This window comes from Rhizorhabdus sp. P4_G6 (assembly GCF_056401045.1).
Map to the genome: position 1 here is coordinate 286,003 of NZ_JBFUKC010000001.1, position 16,679 is coordinate 302,681.

Here is a 16,679-nt window from a genome sequence, read left to right on the forward strand (position 1 = left end):
TTTCGATTGACGCCACCGCCATTGGGTGATGAGCGCCCGCGATCACAGCGGGGTGGATGATCGTGCGCCAGTTTATCCGAGCAAGTTTGACGACGGCGTGTGCCGCCTTGTCCCTTACGCCCGCATTGGCCGCAGACAGCGACGAGATCGTCGTCACCGGCCAGGGTCTCCCCGCATCGCCCGGCGACGCGGCCTATGACGTGATCAGCATCGATCGCAGCCGGCTCGAAATGTCCGCGAGCGGCCGCATGGAGGATATCCTGCGCGATGCCGCGGGCTTCCAGCAGTTCCGCCGCTCCGACGCGCGCTCAGCACATCCGACGAGCCAGGGCGCCACCCTGCGCGGGCTCGGCGGCAATGCCTCGACCCGCGCCTTGATCCTGCTCGACGGGGTGCCGGTGATCGATCCGTTCGGCGGCTGGGTAAGCTGGGCTGCGCTGGATCCGGCGCGGATCGGCCATGTCCGGGTGATGCGTGGCGGCGGCAGCGGCGTCCATGGCCCCGGCGCGCTGGCCGGGACGATCGAGCTGGCGAGCATCTCCGCCGAGGAGGCGCCGCCGCTGAGCGCCGGGGTCGCCTATGGCAGCCGCGAGTCGATCGACGCCGACGGCACCGTGACGGCGAAGCTCGGCGGCGGCTTCGCGATGCTGTCGGGCGGCTATGCGCGCGGGGACGGCTTCATCCCCGTGGTCGCCGAGGATCGCGGGCCGATCGACCGCGCCGCCCGCTACAGGCAGAGCCGGCTGGCCGCGCGCGCGGTGATCCCGGTCAACAGCGAGACCGAGCTGCAGGCGAACGGCTCCTTCCTGCTCGACCGGCGCGACCGGGGCGTGCCCTTCACCGGCAATTCCAACCTGGCCGTCGACAGTTCGCTGCGGCTGGTCGGCCATGGCGCATGGGGCTGGGAAGCGACCGCCTGGCTGCAGCACCGCGAGTTTTCCAGCGGTTTCGCCAGCATCGGCGCGGGCCGGGCGACGGTCAGCGAATCGCTCGACCAATATAATGTCCCGGCGAACGGCGTCGGCGCGCGGCTCGAGGTTCGGCCCGCGATCGGCGCGGGCAGGACGCTGCGGCTGGGCGGCGACGTCCGCCATGTCAGCGGCCGCACCGAGGAGCGGGTGTTCTCGACCAATGTCAACCGGCTCGCCGGCGGCAGCCAGACGATCTACGGCGCCTTTGCCGAAGCCGCGGTCCTCCCGCTCGACACGCTGACCCTGACCGCGAGCGGCCGGATCGACCATTGGCAGCTGCGCGATGGCCGGCGGACCGAGGTCAGCCGCGCGACCGGTGCGCTGGTCGCGGCCAACAGCGCCGCCTATCCCGACCGCTCGGGCAGCGAGGCGACCGGCCGCGCCGGCATTGCCTGGAAACCGCGCGGCGCAATCACGGTGCGGGCCGCCGCCTATACCGGCTGGCGGCTGCCGACGCTCAACGAACTCTACCGGCCATTCCGGGCCGGCAGCGACTCGACGATCGCCAATCCGCTGCTCGATCCCGAACGGATCAAGGGCATCGAGGGCGGCCTCGAATATCAGCCGCTGCCCGGCTGGCGGCTGGCGGCCACGCTCTTCTCGAACCGGCTCGACGATGCGATCTCCAACGTCACGATCGCGCCCAACACCCGCCGACGCCAGAATGTCGACGCGATCCGCAGCCGCGGCGTGGAGATCGATGGCCAGGCCATGCTCGGCGAGTGGCGGCTGCAGGCGAGCTACTCGCACATCGCCCCCCGCGTCCGGGCGAGCGGCGCGGCGCTGGGGCTCGACGGGCTGCGCCCGGCGCAGATCCCGCGCGACCAGGGCAGCGCCTCGATCGAATGGAACCGCCCGGGCTTCGCCCGGATCGGCGGCACGCTGCGTTATATCGGCCGCCAGTATGAAGACGACCAGAATAGCCGCATCCTCGATGATGCGCTGACCTTCGACGCCGTGGCTTCGGCGCCGCTCGGCATGGGGCTGACCGCCGAGGTGCGGGGCGAAAATCTCGCCGACAAGCGGGTCGAGGCAACGGTTGGCGCCGACGGCACCGTCGAGCGCGCCACGCCCCGGACGCTCTGGGTGGCGCTGCGCTACGAGATGTAGCGTCTCGTCCTTGGCAGGGACGAGGAATTCGCGCATTCTCGACCGACAGGGGGGAGGATTTCCATGATCGTCGACAGCGAAACCGCGCTCCCGGTCCATCCGCCGTTCTGGCGCTCGCTCTATGCCCAGGTGCTCACCGCGATCGCGCTGGGCGTGCTGCTCGGCTGGCTTGCCCCCGATATCGGCGCGCAGCTGAAGCCGCTGGGCGACGCCTTCATCAAACTGGTCAAGATGATCATCGCGCCGGTGATCTTCCTGACGGTGGTCACCGGCATCGCCGGCCTGCGGCAGCTCGGCGATCTCGGCCGGGTCGCGGCCAAGACCTTCGGCTATTTCCTGGTCATGTCGACCTTCGCGCTGATCGTCGGGCTGGTGGTCGCCAACGTCGTGCAGCCGGGCACCGGCATGCACATCGCGCCCGCCGCGCTCGATGCGAGCCATGTCACCGAATATGCCGAGAAGGCGCACGACCAGACGCTGATCGGATTCCTCACCAACATCATCCCGACCACACTGGTCTCGGCCTTGACCGAGGGCGAGATCCTGCAAGTGCTGTTCGTCGCGATCCTGTTCGGCATCGCCCTGTCGCTGAGCGGCGAACGCGGCGCACCGCTGCTCGACCTGCTCGAGCGGCTGACCGCGGTGGTGTTCCGGCTGGTCGCGATCCTGATGAAGGCGGCGCCGATCGGCGCGTTCGGGGCGATGGCCTTCACCATCGGCAAATTCGGGGTCGGCGCGCTCGCCAATCTCGGCGGGCTGATCCTCTGCTTCTACCTGACCTCGCTGTTCTTCGTGCTGGTCGTGCTGGGGCTGGTGTCCTGGGCGGCCGGATTCTCGATCTTCAGGCTGATCGCCTATCTGAAGGACGAGCTGCTGCTGGTGCTCGGCACCTCCTCGTCGGAAAGCGCTCTGCCCAACCTGATCGCCAAGATGGAGCGGGCGGGCTGCGACAAGCCGGTGGTCGGACTGGTGGTGCCGACCGGCTATTCGTTCAACCTGGACGGCACCAATATCTACATGACGCTGGCGGCGCTGTTCATCGCCCAGGCCTGCGACGTCCACCTGTCGCTGGGCGAGCAGATCAGCCTGCTGCTGCTGGCGATGATCTCGTCCAAGGGCGCGGCCGGGGTGACCGGCGCGGGCTTCATCACCCTGGCGGCAACGCTGTCGATCGTCCCCTCGGTGCCGGTGGCGGGCATGGCCCTGATCCTCGGGATCGACCGCTTCATGTCGGAATGCCGCAGCCTGACCAATTTCGTCGGCAATGCGGTGGCGACGGTGGTGGTCGCGCGCTGGGAGGGCGCGGTGGACCGGGAGCAGCTCAAGGCCGCGCTGGGCTGAGGTTCCTCAGGCGGCCAGCCGGTTCGCGAAGCCCAGCATCGCCCGCGCCTGGCGCTGCGCCTCGATGATCTCGCGCGCGGTCATGTCCTCGGCGATCTCGGCGCGGCATTCCATCGCACGGCTGTTGCCGCCAACGGCCGCGATGTTGAACCATTTATGGGCTGCGATCAGATCGAGCGGGCAACCGTCGGCACCCGCCGAGAAGGAGACGCCCAGCTCGAAGCAGGCATCGATGTCGCCCGACATCGCGTCCCGCAAGCGGGATTCGGTGAGGAACTGCTGCGACTTGAGACTGTGAGTCATACCTCGCTCCCATCAACCTGGGAGCGTGGCGATCCTTGCTGCGGTCCACGTCCCACAAGGGTTAACGGCGCGATGAGGACGAGCTTTAGGGATGTTCCTCATTCCTCCCTCGCCGTGCCCGGAGAGCTAGAGCCTGATCGTTTGAGATGGAAGCGCATCGCGCTTCCGTCGAGAGCGTGAATCAGGCTCTCATCTATGGTTTAGACCTTGATTCACGGTTCAGGCTGATTCAGCCTGGACCGATCAAGGTCTAGGCTGGACGTACCGCGAGGTTATCGATCAGCCGCGTCCGGCCGAGCTTCGCGGCGGCGAGCAGCCGCGCCGGCGCTTTGAGCTGTTCGACCGGTTCGAGCGTGGTTGCGTCGACCAGCGCGACATAGTCGATCGGGTCGAAACCAGCATCCGCCAGGCGGGCGACGGCCGTCGCAAGCACCGTCGCGACATCGCCGCCGCGTTCGATCGCCGCCGCGGCTTCTCCCAGCGCACGCGGCAGGGCGCGTGCGGCGATGCGCTCGTCGGGGGTGAGATAGGCGTTGCGCGAGGAGAGGGCGAGGCCGTCATCGTCGCGCTGGGTGGGCACGCCGACGATCTCGATCGGCATGTCGAGATCGGCGGTGAAGCGCCGGATCACCGCAAGCTGCTGGAAATCCTTCTCGCCAAAGAAGGCCGCATCCGGCTGCACCTGCTGGAACAGCTTGGTCACCACCGTCGCCACCCCGGCGAAATGCCCCGGCCGGGCGGCGCCATCCCAACGATCGCTGACGCCGCCGACGCCGATGCTGGTCGCAAAGCCGGCCGGATACATGGTGACGACATCGGGCGCCCACAGCACAGCGGCGCTGGCCGCTTCGAGCAGCGCGGCGTCGGCGGTCTCGCGCCGGGGATAGGCATCGAGATCCTCGGTCGGGGCGAACTGGGTGGGATTGACGAAGATCGACGCCACCACCTGGAATCCGCGCGCGCGCGCCGCGTCGACCAGCGCGATATGGCCGGCGTGCAGCGCCCCCATGGTGGGAACCAGCGCGACTTTGCCACTTATCCGCAATTTTGCGGTGGCGGAGCGGAGATCGGCTATGTTCCGAACGATTTCCACCGACTATAGACCCCGTTTGAATATGTGCCGCTAACGTCGAACGCGGTGTGAGACCGCTCCTTGGACAAGGCCGGCCGCGGGATCAAGCGCGGTGCGGTAAAGGGATAGTAGCTTTGCCAAATGCCCATCTGATCGTCTTCGCCAACGAAAAGGGCGGATCGGGGAAATCGACCACCTCGGTGCATGTCGCGGTGGCGCTCGCCGCCGCCGGCAAGCGGGTTGCCGCGATCGACCTCGACACCCGCCAGCGCACGCTGAGCCGCTATTTCGAAAACCGGATCGCGACCGAGCGCCGCACCGGCACCGCGCTCGCGACACCGAGCTTCGAAACCTTCGATTCGGCGCGCGGCCACGTCCTGCTCGACATGATCGCCGGCTTCTCGGCCGACCACGACATCGTGGTGATCGACACGCCGGGTCGCGACGACGAACATGCCCGCGCCGCGATCGAGCGCGCCGACACGCTGGTCACGCCGATCAACGACAGCTTCGTCGACCTCGACCTGATCGGCCAGGTCGATCCCGAAACCTTCAAGGTGCGCCGCCCCAGCTTCTATGCCGAACTGGTGTGGGAGGCCCGCAAGGCGCGCGGCCGGGTCGATGGCGGCACCGTCGACTGGGTGCTGCTGCGCAACCGTCTCCAGCATCTCGAGGCGCGCAACATGCGCCGCGTTGCGGACGCGATGCAGGATCTTGCCAAACGGGTCGGCTTCCGGGTGATCCCGGGCCTGTCCGAACGCGTCATCTACCGCGAGCTTTTCCCGAAGGGGTTGACGCTGCTCGATCTCAAGGCGATCGGCGGCGATGCCGGCATCGCCCATGTCGCGGCGCGGCAGGAGCTGCGCGAGATGGTATCCGGCCTTGCGCTGTCGCAATGGCCGCAGCATCAGGCAGCCGCCGGGTGATCCTCGCGCTGCTGGTGGCCGGCGCGGTCGCCTGGTGGACCTGGGGGCGCGGGCTCGATCGCAATCAACTGTTCGCCGGCGCCTCGGCGCTTGCCGGGCTCGGATTGCTGGCCAAGGGCGATCCGTGGCTGGCGATCCTGCTGTTCCTGCCGGCGATATGGTTGGTCGCGCGCAGCCAGGCTCGCCCGCTCTCGTCGCGCGCGATGGACCCGGACGAGGCCCGCCGGGTGCTCGGCCTGTCGGACGGGGCGGATGCCGACAGCATTCGCGCCGCGCATCGGCGGCTGGTAACGCGGGTCCATCCCGACCAGGGCGGCTCGGCCGACCTCGCCGGACGGGTCAACGCGGCACGCGACATCTTGCTGGCGGAACTGGCGAAGCGCTATCCACGTTGAGCCGCCGCCACTCGGCTCGCCCTTTTTCCCTATATGGAGGCCAATTTGACCCATCGCTTCGACCCGACCTCGCTGCGCGAATATGACATTCGCGGGATCGTGGGGACGACGCTGGGAACCGCCGATGCCTATGCGATCGGCCGCGGCTTCGCCAGCCATGTCCGCCGCGCCGGCGGCACCCGCGTCGCGGTCGGCTGGGACGGGCGGGTCTCGTCCGAGGCGCTGCGCGACGAACTGGTGCGCGGACTGACCGAGAGCGGCGTGGACGTCGTCCGCATCGGCCTCGGCCCCACCCCCATGCTCTATTTCGCCGAAGCGACGCTCGAGGTCGACGGCGGCATCCAGATCACCGGCAGCCACAACCCGGCCGACTATAACGGTTTCAAGATGGTGCTCCACCACAAGCCCTTCTTCGCCGGGCAGATCCAGTCGATCGGGCAGATGGCGGCCGACCGCGACTGGGAAGAGGGCGAAGGCACGGTCAGCGACGCCTTTGTCGAGGATCTCTATGTCGACCGGCTGGTGCAGGATTTCAGCGGCAGCGCGTTCAGGATCGGCTGGGACAATGGCAATGGCGCGGGCGGGCGCATCCTGGAGAAGCTGGTCCGCCGCATTCCCGGCGATCACCATGTCCTATATGCCGAGATCGACGGCCGCTTCCCGAACCATCATCCCGATCCGACCGAGGAAAAGAATCTCGCGGACCTGAAGAAGCTCGTCGCCGACAAGGGCCTCGACTTCGGCATCGCCTTCGACGGCGACGCCGACCGGATCGGCGCGGTCGACGGGCAGGGCCGGGTGGTGTGGGGCGACCAGATCCTCTCGATCCTCGCCGAACCGGTGCTGAGGGACGTGCCCGGCGGCACGATCATCGCCGACGTGAAGGCCAGCCAGGCGCTGTTCGACCGCGTTGCCGAGCTGGGCGGCACGCCCTGCATGTGGAAGACCGGACACAGCCTGATCAAGGTCAAGATGGCCGAGACCGGCAGTCCCCTGGCCGGCGAGATGTCCGGCCATATCTTCTTCAAGCATCGCTGGTACGGCTTCGACGACGCGCTCTATTCGGCGGTGCGCCTGATCGAGGCGGTGAGCCAGCTCGGCGGATCGCTGACAGCGCTCAAGGACAAGATGCCGAAGCTCGTCAACACGCCCGAGCTGCGCTTCCAGGTCGACGAGAGCCGCAAGTTCAAGGTGATCGACGAGGTACTCGAACGGCTCGAAGCCAGCGGCGCGACCGTCAATCGCACCGACGGCGCGCGGGTCAACACGCCCGATGGCTGGTGGCTGCTGCGCGCCTCGAACACCCAGGACGTGCTCGTCGCCCGCGCCGAGGCGAAGGACCAGCCGGCGCTCGACCGGCTGCTCGCGATGATCGACGAGCAGCTCGCGGCATCTGGCTTGGAACGCGGCCCGCAGGCGGGGCATTGAGCTCGTCCCGCCTCCTTATGCCGTCATGCTGAACTCGTTTCAGCATCCACTCATCGGCGAGAGCGATTCGCCAAGCGGAAGAGTGGACCCTGAAACAAGTTCAGGGTGACGGACTTGATGGGTACGGGTCTGCTTCTTGCCTGCCATCGGGGAGCTGATTGCGAGCCCCGGACAAGGCCTGTCTCCAGGCTCGATGCTCATCGCGATTCTCACCGCATCTGATGACGATCGGCGCCGGCAGGGCTAAGCTGTAGCAAGGCGGCGAGGGGTGGTCATGCGTTACAAATGGGCGATGCTGTTCAGCGCGTGGTGGGGCGCCGTCATCCCATCGATTGGTCTCGCACAGGAAGCTGAGGTTGAACAGGCGATGCGCCGCGGCACCGCGCTGTTCTGGTATGATCGCGCGGCCTGGGTCACCAGCGATGATCTGGTCGCCAGACTGCCGCGTGATCGCCGGGCTGAAATCGGTGGCTGGATCGTGGTTGCAGCCGCTCGCGGCTATCATGTCTTTTATCACGGCAAGGGCGATGCGGCCGATACCGTGATCTACGAGGCGGATGTTGTCGGCAACAGCGTCAGCAATGCGAAGGTCTATCCGAAGACGGACGCTCCTGAGCTCCCCGCCCCGGCACTGGCGATGGCAACGGCGCTCCGCACCGCTTGGCGGGAAATGGCAAGCCACCCTGATTGGCAGCCTTGCACCCCTTCACACTTCAACACCGTCGTGCTTCCTCCCGAAGCCGATGGGTCCGTTCCGGTCTATTTCCTGTCGCCGCAGACCGTTACGGACAGTTTTCCGTTTGGGGGCCATTTCGAGATCGTCATTTCGGCTGCCGGGAAGGCGATATCGTCGCGCCGGTTCACCAATAGCTGTCTGACGATAGACAAGGCTCCGGCGTCGTCGGGCAATGAGCCGATGGGGATGTATTTGACCCATCTGCTCGATACTCATCCGACCGAAATTCACGTGTTTCAGCAATATGCGATTGGCGTGCCGCTCTATGTCGGAGTCCAGCCGACCCATGCGATCTGGAAGGTCGAGAACGGTGAAATGGCGCTGACGGACCCGTCAAAATAACAGCCAGCTAGTGCGCATGCCGGGGCTGAACCCTATTTGAGCATAATGCCCTCTTCGCTCCCCGCCCCCCTCGCCGACTGGTTCGCCGCCAAGGGCTGGGGCCCGCGCCGGCATCAGCTCGACATGCTCGCCGCCGCCAGGGAAGGCCGTGATGCGCTGCTGGTCGCGCCGACCGGATCGGGCAAGACGCTCGCCGGCTTCCTGCCCACGCTCGCGGAGCTGATCGAAACTCCACAGGAAGGGCTGCACAGCCTCTATGTCTCGCCGCTCAAGGCGCTCGCGGTCGACGTCCAGCGCAACCTGCTGACGCCGATCGAGGAGATGGGGCTCGATATCCGGGTCGAGACCCGCACCGGCGACACGCCCGCCGACCGCAAGGCGCGGCAGCGGGTAAAGCCGCCGCAGATCCTGCTGACGACCCCCGAATCGCTGAGCCTGCTGCTCTCCTATCCGGAGAGCGCGGCGCTGTTCGCGACCTTGAAGACGATCGTGATCGACGAGGTCCACGCCTTCGCCACGACCAAGCGCGGCGACCTGCTCGCGCTGGCGATCGCCCGGATCTCGGCGCTCGCGCCCGACATGCGCCGGGTCGCGCTCTCCGCCACCGTCGCCGATGTCGATGCCTATCGCGGCTGGCTGTCGGGCGATGGCGATTATGAGCAGGCAGCGCTGGTCGAGGGCGAGCCCGGCGCCCCGCCCCGGATTGACATCCTCATCCCGGAAGGGCGCATCCCTTGGGCCGGCCATTCCGGGCGCTATGCCGCCGAGCAGGTGATGGCCGAGATCGAGACCCACAAGACGACGATCATCTTCTGCAACACCCGCAGCCTCGCCGAGCTGATCTTCCAGGACCTGTGGAAGGCCAATGCGATGGGGCTGCCGATCGGCATCCACCATGGCTCGCTGTCGAAGGAGGCGCGCCGCAAGGTCGAGGCGGCGATGGCGGAGGGACGGCTGCGCGCACTGGTCGCCACCGCCAGCCTCGATCTCGGCGTCGACTGGGGCGATGTCGATCTCGTCATCCAGATGGGCGCGCCCAAGGGCGCGTCGCGGCTGCTGCAGCGGATCGGCCGCGCCAACCACCGGCTCGACGAACCGAGCGAGGCGGTGATCGTGCCCGGCAACCGCTTCGAATATCTCGAGGGTCGGGCCGCCCTCGACGCGATCGAGGCGGGCGATCTCGACAATGAGCCGTTCCGCGCCGGCAGCCTCGACGTGCTCGCCCAGCATGTGATGGCGGTAGCCTGCGCCGGACCGTTCCGAGCGGAGGACATGCTCGCCGAGGTCAACCGCGCCGCGCCCTATGCAATCCTGGGCCAGGATCAGTTCGACCGGGTCCTCACCTATATCGCCAATGGCGGCTATGCGCTTAAGGCCTACGACAAATATCGCCGGCTGACCCGCACGCCCGACGGGCTGTGGCGGATCAGCCACCCCAATTTCGCACACCAGCACCGGCTCAACGCCGGCATCATCGTGGAGGCGCCGATGCTCGACGTGCGCTTCAAGAACGGCCGCTCGCTCGGCAAGGTCGAGGAGGGGTTCGGCGTCACCCTGTCGCCCGGCGACTGTTTCTTCTTCATGGGCCTGGCGCTCGAGGTGCTGAAGATCGACCTCACCGACCTGATCGTCCGCGCCACGTCGAAGCCCGCGCGCATCCCTACCTATGGCGGCGCCCGGATGCCGATCTCGACCCATCTCGCCGATAGGGTGCGTGCCTACCTCCACGATCCATCGCAATGGCCGCGATTCCCCGACGATGTCCGCGAATGGCTCGAAGTGCAGGGCCGTCGCTCGCGCCTGCCCGCTCCCGACGAGCTGCTGGTCGAGACCTTCCCGCACGAAAAGCGGCATTATATGGTGATCTACAGCTTCGAGGGCTGGAACGCGCACCAGTCGCTCGGCATGCTGCTGACCCGCCGGATGGAGAGCATGGGCCTGTCGCCGCTCGGCTTCGTGTCGAGCGACTATGCGATCGCCACCTATTCGCTCGAACCGGTCGCCGATCCTGCCGGCCTGTTCTCCGCGGACATATTGGAGGAGGAGTTCGTCGACTGGGTCGAGCGCTCGGCGCTGCTCAAGCGCGCCTTCCGCGAGGTGGCGGTGATCGGGGGTCTGGTCGAGCGCCAGCATCCCGGCAAGAAGAAGTCGGGCCGGCAGGTCACCTTCTCGACCGACCTTATCTACGACGTGCTGCGCCGCTACGAGCCCGACCATCTGCTGCTCGATGCCGCCTGGGCCGATGCCCGCGCCAAGATGACCGATGTCGGGCGGCTCGGCGCGCTGATCGAGCGCGCGGCGGAAAAGATCGTCCATGTGAAGCTCGATCGCGTCTCCCCGCTGGCGGTGCCGGTGCTGGTGCTGATCGGCCGCGAGACGGTGGCGCAGGGGCTGGCCGACGACGTGCTGCTGATCGAGGCCGATGCGCTGGCGGCGGTGGCGATGCGGGAGTGACCTTCAACCCTCCGCCCGCGGGAGAGGAAGTTCAGCGCCGCGCGCAGCCAATCGCCGCCGCGTCGATCGCGGTCGCGACGCCCTTGAGCAGGTAGCCGTCGGATCGGTCGCGGCCTTCCTTCGACACCCACGCCACCCGCATCGACGTCCCGCTGCGCATCGCCGCGATGATCGCGGCGTCGGTGCGCGGGTCGGGCGCCCAGGCATCGAGGCTTGCCGCCACCAGCGGGAAGCTCCTGTCGCCGAAGATCAGGCGGATCGGGCTGTTGCGCGCCCGCGGCTCGCGCAGGCGGAAATGGACCTGCCCGTTGACGTGCTGGCGCGGCCAGATCGCGACCGAGGCGAAGCTCTGCCAGTGGCCGTCACCGCGCCGTTCGGGGGCCGCGATCGCATAGCAGCGCGGCGGCTCGGCGTCGCGAAAGGCGCCCCAGCCGGAAAAAATTCCCAGCGCGACCCGGCCCGGCGGCGCGGCCGAAACGAGCAGCGGCAGGCAAAGCAGCCCCCAAATCCGGACCCCGATTCTTGTCAACCCCAACCTTTCGAAAGTGGCAGAAATGCAACATTTTTCGTTGTTTATGTGAGGTTCATGCAACCGCCTTCGGGTTCGTGCACTAGGCCCCCCACGTCCCCAACATCTTTCCGGGGACGAGGTTATAGATGGAGTTATACAATGCGTAGCATCGTTGTCGCCGCCCTCTTCGCGGCCAGCGCAGCAGCCCCCGCCCTTGCCCAGGACAAGGCGCCCTTCACCGGAGCCCGCGTCGAAGGCCTTGCCGGCTGGGACCGCGTGTCCAACAACGGGCATGATGACGGCGTCCACTATGGATTGGGTGCCGGCTATGATTTCCAGACAGGGATGGGCCTGGTCGGCGTCGAGGCGGAAGCTTCGGATTCGGACGTTCGCACCTGCGCCGGTTCCACGACCGTCGCGGATCCGCGCATCTGCGCCAAGGCGGGCCGCGACCTCTATGTCGGCGGCCGCATCGGCACTGTCGTTGGCGGCAAGACGCTGCTTTACGCAAAGGCCGGCTATACCAACGCCCAGGCCAAGCTGACCGCCAATGACGGCACCACCCGCACCACCTTGGGCAAGACCAACCTCGACGGCGTCCGCGTCGGCGCAGGTGCGGAATATGCGCTCGGCACCAACGCCTTCGTGAAGGCCGAATATCGCTATTCCAACTATGAGAATGGCTTCTCGCGCAACCAGGTCGTCGGCGGCTTCGGCTTCCGCTTCTGATCGGAGGCGCGAGCCGCCGAGGAAGGGCCGGATCGCGGGAGATCCGGCCCTTTTTCGTGTCTGCGGCGCCAGCGGCGCGGACGAACGGGATTTATCCCCGGCCAATCGCACCTTTGCACTGGCGAGGCGGCAAAGCCGCGCTATAACCGGGTTCCATTTGAACAGCGGGGATGCCGGGGCAATCCATGAAGGCAACGATCGAACGCGCGACGCTTCTGAAAAGCCTGGGGCATGTCCAGTCGGTGGTCGAACGCCGCAATACGATTCCCATCCTGTCCAACGTCCTGATCGAGGCGACCGCCGAAGGCACGCTCAGGCTGATGGCGACCGACCTCGATCTGCAGATCGTCGAGGTGGTGGCGGCCGCGATCGACCAGCCGGGCGCGATCACCGTATCGGCGCACACGCTGTTCGACATCGCCCGCAAGCTGCCGGAGGGCAGCCAGGTCCAGCTGTCCGCCGCCGATGGCAAGATGCTGGTCGTCGCCGGCCGCGCGCGGTTCAACCTGCAGACGCTGCCGAAGGACGATTTCCCGATGATCGCCGAAGGCGAGCTGCCGACGAAGTTCGAGCTGCCCGCCGAGACGCTCAAGCAGCTGATCGACAAGACCCGCTTCGCGATCTCGACCGAAGAGACCCGCTATTATCTCAACGGCATCTTCTTCCACGTCCAGGACGACGGCGTCGCGCCGGTGCTCAAGGCAGCGGCCACCGATGGGCACCGCCTCGCCCGCGTCACCATCGCCCGCCCCGACGGCGCGGAGGGGATGCCCGACATCATCATCCCGCGGAAATGCGTGGGCGAGCTGCGCAAGCTGCTCGACGAGGTCGACGGCTCGGTCGACATCTCGCTGTCGTCGACCAAGATCCGCTTCGGCCTCGGCACCGCGATCCTGACCTCCAAGCTGATCGACGGCACCTTTCCCGATTATAACCGGGTGATCCCGACCGCCAACGACAAGCTGCTCAAGCTCGATCCGAAGAGCTTCATGGAGGGCGTCGACCGCGTCGCCACGATCGCGTCGGAGAAGACCCGCGCGGTCAAGATGGCGCTCGATCGCGACAAGATCACGCTGTCGGTCACCAGCCCGGAAAACGGCACCGCCGCCGAGGAAGTCTCCGGCGACTATAGCGCCACCGGCTTCGAGATCGGCTTCAACGCGCGCTACCTGCTCGATATCCTCGGGCAGATCGAAGGCGACACGGTCGAGGTCCATTTGGCCGACGCCGCAGCGCCGACGCTGATCCGCGAAAACGACAAGGCGTCCGCGCTCTACGTCCTCATGCCGATGCGGGTCTGACACCCAGGCTGCGAGAATAGCTGTTTCTACCGGGGGGAGGGACTGACATGCCGCTGACGGTCGCTCCCGATCTGGACGCGCTCGTCCGCCGCATCGCCGATGAAATGGCGGCCCATGAGGATCGCGGCAAGGTCGCCGACTATATTCCCGGTCTCGCGCGGGTCGATCCCAAGCATTTCGGGATCGCCATCGCCACCCATGATGGCAGGATGTATGCGGCGGGCGACGCCGACATGTCCTTCTCGATCCAGTCGGTATCGAAGGTGTTCGCGCTGACGATGGCGCTGGGCAAGGTCGGCGACGCGCTGTGGAAGCGGGTCGGCCGCGAGCCGTCGGGCAACGCCTTCAATTCGATCGTCCAGCTCGAGGCCGAGCATGGCATCCCGCGCAATCCGTTCATCAACGCCGGGGCGATCGTCGTGTCGGACGTGGTGCTGGCCGGGCACGAACCGAAGGAAGCCATCGCCGAGATATTGCGCTTCATGCGTGAGGTCAGTGGTGACGACAGCATCACCATCGACAATGAAGTGGCGCAGGGCGAAGCCGACACCGGCTTCCGCAACGCCGCGCTCGCCAATTACATGCGGGCCTTTGGCAATCTCCACCATCCGGTCGATCAGGTGCTGGGCGTCTATTTTCACCAATGCGCGCTGGCGATGAATTGCAAGCAGCTGGCGATGGCCGGTCGCTACCTGATGCTCGAAGGCCAGCATCCGGATACCGGCTTCAACGTCGTCTCGCCGATGCGCGCGCGCCGGATCAATGCGCTGATGATGCTGTGCGGCCATTATGACGGCTCGGGCGAGTTCGCCTTCCGCGTCGGCATTCCGGGCAAGTCGGGCGTCGGCGGCGGAATATTGACGGTGGTGCCGGGCGTCGCCTCGATCGCCGTCTGGTCGCCGGGGCTGAACGACCGCGGCAATTCCACGCTTGGATCGCTGGCGCTGGAACGCCTCGCGGTGGCAACCGGATGGTCCGTGTTCAACCAGCGCGAACCTGGCTGAGGCCGCTCCGGCCGGTCGCGATTGCGCACCGGCCTGCGGCGGGATGACGTGGCCTGCCGGAGACGCTATGCCGGCTCGCGCTTCAACCGCGTCTCTCCTCGCATCGGGCATTACGGACATATGGGTTTCGGTCAGCTCGTGCAGGACATCGGCCCCTGGGCCATCGCGCTGGGCGCGGGCTTCGAAGGGGAAACCGCCGCGATCGCCGGCGGGGTGATGGCGCATCGCGGCATCTTTCCGGCCTGGGCCGCATTCCTCGCCACCGCCTTCGGCGCCTTCTTCGCCGACGAGCTGTTCTTCCAGGTCGGCCGCCGCTTCAGGGATCGACCCTTCGTCACCCATGCCCGCCAGAAGCCCGCCTTCGCGCGGGCGGTCGGCTTCATCGAGCGCTATCCCACCGCCTATATCCTGATCTTCCGCTTCCTCTACGGATTGCGCACGGTGAGCCCCATCGCGATCGGGCTGACCTCTATCCCGCTCCGGCGCTTCGCCGCGCTCAATGCGCTGGCCTGCATCCTCTGGTCGGCGGTGTTCACCACCATCGGCTTCATGTTCGGTCCGGCGGTGGATCATATGCTGGCCGCGCTCGCGCCCTACAAGACCGAGCTGATGATCGCCTTCCCAATCCCCGGGACCTGCTTCCTGCTCTGGCTGCTCTGGCGCCGGCGGCAACAGAAGCGGCGCGAACGGCTCAACGAGCCATTTCACCTGCCGTCAATCGAAGCGGAATCCTGAGATCATCGTGTCCGCCACCATATCCCCATAGACACGCTGGCCGGGGCCGTCCGACGCGCCGGCCGCGACCATCAGCGGCAGCAGATGCTCCTCGCGCGGGTGGGCGAGGCGCGCCGCCGGAGCATTGACCCACCCGCCAAGGCCTGCCTCGCGATCGGCCGGCGCGCCCTCGACGACAGCGCTCAGCCAGTCGTCGAAGACCAGCGACGGCTCGGCGGCTTCCGCGCGGCGATACGCCGACAGGTTGTGAAAACTCATGCCCGCGCCCAGGATCAGCACCCCCTCGTCGCGCAGCGGCCGGAGCGCACGCCCGGCGCGATAGGCGAGGACAGGATCAAGCCGCATGTCGAGCGACATCTCCACCACGGGCACGTCGGCTTCCGGGAAGGCGACCTTCAGCGGCACGAACACGCCATGATCGAGGCCGCGGTCCGGATCGATGGCCGAGTCATATCCTCCCGCCCGCAGCAACCCCGCCGCGCGCTCGGCCAGCGCCGGATCGCCGGGCACATCGTAGCGCAGTTCATAGGTGTGCGGCGGAAAGCCACTATAATCGAAGATCAGCGAAGGCCGCGTGGCGGCGGTGAACCGGAAGCCGTCGGTTTCCCAATGCCCCGAGACGATCAGGATCGCCTTGGGCCGTTCCGGCAGCAGCCCCGGCAGGCCGCGCAGGAACGCCGCCATCCGGGTCCAGAGTCCGGCGGGATCGTCCATGAAAAAACAGGGACCGCCGCCATGCGGGATATAGAGGCTGGGTTGACGCTGGCTCATGACGACAAGATGGCGTGGTGGAATCGTTATTCAACCGCTTCTTGATGTCTGGCAGCCGGGCGAGCCGGCGGGCCGACACCGGAGCCGCCGACGCAAACGGCCGATGGCGTAAGCATTATGTAAATCTTTCCGGCCTAAGCCTTAAGCAAGGAGAGGGCGAATGTTCGCATTTAGAACCGACGAGCAAAAGCGGCTCGTATGTATGGCAATCTCGGGCATCCTGTCGGTCGAAGAGGCCGACAGGCTCACCGCAGAGCTGGTCGCCAACGCCTCCACGGCTCGCCGCAGGTTCGGATCCTTCCGGTTTCTCGTCGATGCGCGCGAGTCTCTGGTACAGCCGACTGCCACCATGAGCCGCTTCAAATCACCCGATGAAGTGCTCGAAGGCCCCGATGATCGCTATGCGATCGTGCTGGGCTCGATGCTGGCGAAGATGCAAACCGATCGATTGACATCTGACGATCGGATGAAATCATTCCTCTCGGTGGATAGCGCCGAAGCCTGGTTGTCGGCCCAAGCGGCCACCCGCGGGACAACGACGCAATAGCGG

Annotated in this window: 16 protein-coding genes; 12 read left to right on the top strand and 4 right to left on the bottom strand. The window is 66.8% G+C overall.

Annotated elements, in window-relative coordinates; translation table 11 throughout:
• Positions 1–56 precede the first annotated feature (56 nt).
• The gene (locus tag AC1DPF_RS01315; protein WP_477959296.1) at positions 57–2,081 is read left to right on the top strand and encodes a TonB-dependent receptor plug domain-containing protein; all 2,025 of its coding nucleotides are present in this window, start codon (positions 57–59) and stop codon (positions 2,079–2,081) included.
• A 63-nt stretch (positions 2,082–2,144) separates the two neighbouring features.
• Positions 2,145–3,422 carry a dicarboxylate/amino acid:cation symporter gene (locus AC1DPF_RS01320; RefSeq protein ID WP_477959298.1) on the top strand — a complete coding sequence of 426 codons (1,278 nt, stop codon included), beginning with the start codon at positions 2,145–2,147 and terminating at the stop codon, positions 3,420–3,422.
• 6 nt (positions 3,423–3,428) lie between these two features.
• Here AC1DPF_RS01320 and AC1DPF_RS01325 read toward each other — a convergent pair whose 3' ends face one another.
• Both AC1DPF_RS01325 and panC read right to left on the bottom strand, forming a co-directional pair.
• Positions 3,429–3,725 carry a hypothetical protein gene (locus AC1DPF_RS01325; RefSeq protein WP_477867911.1) on the bottom strand — a complete coding sequence of 99 codons (297 nt, stop codon included), beginning with the start codon at positions 3,723–3,725 and terminating at the stop codon, positions 3,429–3,431.
• Positions 3,726–3,975: 250 nt separating this feature from the next.
• Positions 3,976–4,818, bottom strand: coding sequence for a pantoate--beta-alanine ligase (gene panC, locus AC1DPF_RS01330; RefSeq protein ID WP_477959300.1), 843 nt, complete (start codon positions 4,816–4,818; stop codon positions 3,976–3,978).
• 113 nt (positions 4,819–4,931) lie between these two features.
• Between panC and AC1DPF_RS01335 the strand changes: the two genes are divergently transcribed.
• The 5 genes from AC1DPF_RS01335 (at position 4,932) to AC1DPF_RS01355 (ending at position 11,078) form a co-directional block, all read left to right on the top strand.
• Positions 4,932–5,723: a division plane positioning ATPase MipZ gene (locus tag AC1DPF_RS01335; protein ID WP_477867907.1), complete on the top strand. Its 792-nt coding sequence runs from the start codon at positions 4,932–4,934 to the stop codon at positions 5,721–5,723.
• Positions 5,693–6,118, top strand: coding sequence for a J domain-containing protein (locus tag AC1DPF_RS01340; RefSeq protein WP_477867905.1), 426 nt, complete (start codon positions 5,693–5,695; stop codon positions 6,116–6,118). Before AC1DPF_RS01335 ends, AC1DPF_RS01340 begins: the two co-directional genes overlap by 31 nt.
• A gap of 45 nt (positions 6,119–6,163) precedes the next feature.
• A complete protein-coding gene (gene pgmG, locus AC1DPF_RS01345) occupies positions 6,164–7,546 on the top strand; it encodes a phosphoglucomutase/phosphomannomutase PgmG (RefSeq protein WP_477959485.1) in 1,383 nt (460 codons plus the stop codon).
• A 274-nt stretch (positions 7,547–7,820) separates the two neighbouring features.
• The gene (locus AC1DPF_RS01350; RefSeq protein WP_477959302.1) at positions 7,821–8,624 is read left to right on the top strand and encodes a hypothetical protein; all 804 of its coding nucleotides are present in this window, start codon (positions 7,821–7,823) and stop codon (positions 8,622–8,624) included.
• Between the two features lie 45 nt (positions 8,625–8,669).
• Positions 8,670–11,078, top strand: a complete 2,409-nt coding sequence (locus AC1DPF_RS01355; protein WP_477959304.1) for a ligase-associated DNA damage response DEXH box helicase — start codon at positions 8,670–8,672, stop codon at positions 11,076–11,078.
• A 31-nt stretch (positions 11,079–11,109) separates the two neighbouring features.
• On the opposite strand, the gene AC1DPF_RS01360 is transcribed toward AC1DPF_RS01355, so the two are convergent.
• A complete protein-coding gene (locus tag AC1DPF_RS01360; protein ID WP_477959306.1) occupies positions 11,110–11,607 on the bottom strand; it encodes a hypothetical protein in 498 nt (165 codons plus the stop codon).
• A 141-nt stretch (positions 11,608–11,748) separates the two neighbouring features.
• Between AC1DPF_RS01360 and AC1DPF_RS01365 the strand changes: the two genes are divergently transcribed.
• The 4 genes from AC1DPF_RS01365 (at position 11,749) to AC1DPF_RS01380 (ending at position 15,358) form a co-directional block, all read left to right on the top strand.
• On the top strand, positions 11,749–12,318 hold the full coding sequence (locus AC1DPF_RS01365; RefSeq protein WP_477867897.1) for an outer membrane protein: 570 nt from the start codon (positions 11,749–11,751) through the stop codon (positions 12,316–12,318).
• Between the two features lie 185 nt (positions 12,319–12,503).
• On the top strand, positions 12,504–13,619 hold the full coding sequence (gene dnaN / locus AC1DPF_RS01370; protein WP_477867895.1) for a DNA polymerase III subunit beta: 1,116 nt from the start codon (positions 12,504–12,506) through the stop codon (positions 13,617–13,619).
• A gap of 47 nt (positions 13,620–13,666) precedes the next feature.
• Positions 13,667–14,623, top strand: coding sequence for a glutaminase (locus tag AC1DPF_RS01375; RefSeq protein ID WP_477959308.1), 957 nt, complete (start codon positions 13,667–13,669; stop codon positions 14,621–14,623).
• A gap of 120 nt (positions 14,624–14,743) precedes the next feature.
• Complete coding sequence (locus AC1DPF_RS01380) at positions 14,744–15,358, top strand: DedA family protein (RefSeq protein ID WP_477867891.1); 615 nt, start codon at positions 14,744–14,746, stop codon at positions 15,356–15,358.
• Here AC1DPF_RS01380 and AC1DPF_RS01385 read toward each other — a convergent pair.
• Positions 15,338–16,129 carry a DODA-type extradiol aromatic ring-opening family dioxygenase gene (locus AC1DPF_RS01385; protein WP_477867889.1) on the bottom strand — a complete coding sequence of 264 codons (792 nt, stop codon included), beginning with the start codon at positions 16,127–16,129 and terminating at the stop codon, positions 15,338–15,340. The genes AC1DPF_RS01380 and AC1DPF_RS01385 overlap by 21 nt on opposite strands.
• A 160-nt stretch (positions 16,130–16,289) precedes the next feature.
• Between AC1DPF_RS01385 and AC1DPF_RS01390 the strand changes: the two genes are divergently transcribed.
• On the top strand, positions 16,290–16,676 hold the full coding sequence (locus AC1DPF_RS01390; RefSeq protein ID WP_477867887.1) for a hypothetical protein: 387 nt from the start codon (positions 16,290–16,292) through the stop codon (positions 16,674–16,676).
• The last annotated feature ends 3 nt before the right edge of the window (positions 16,677–16,679 follow it).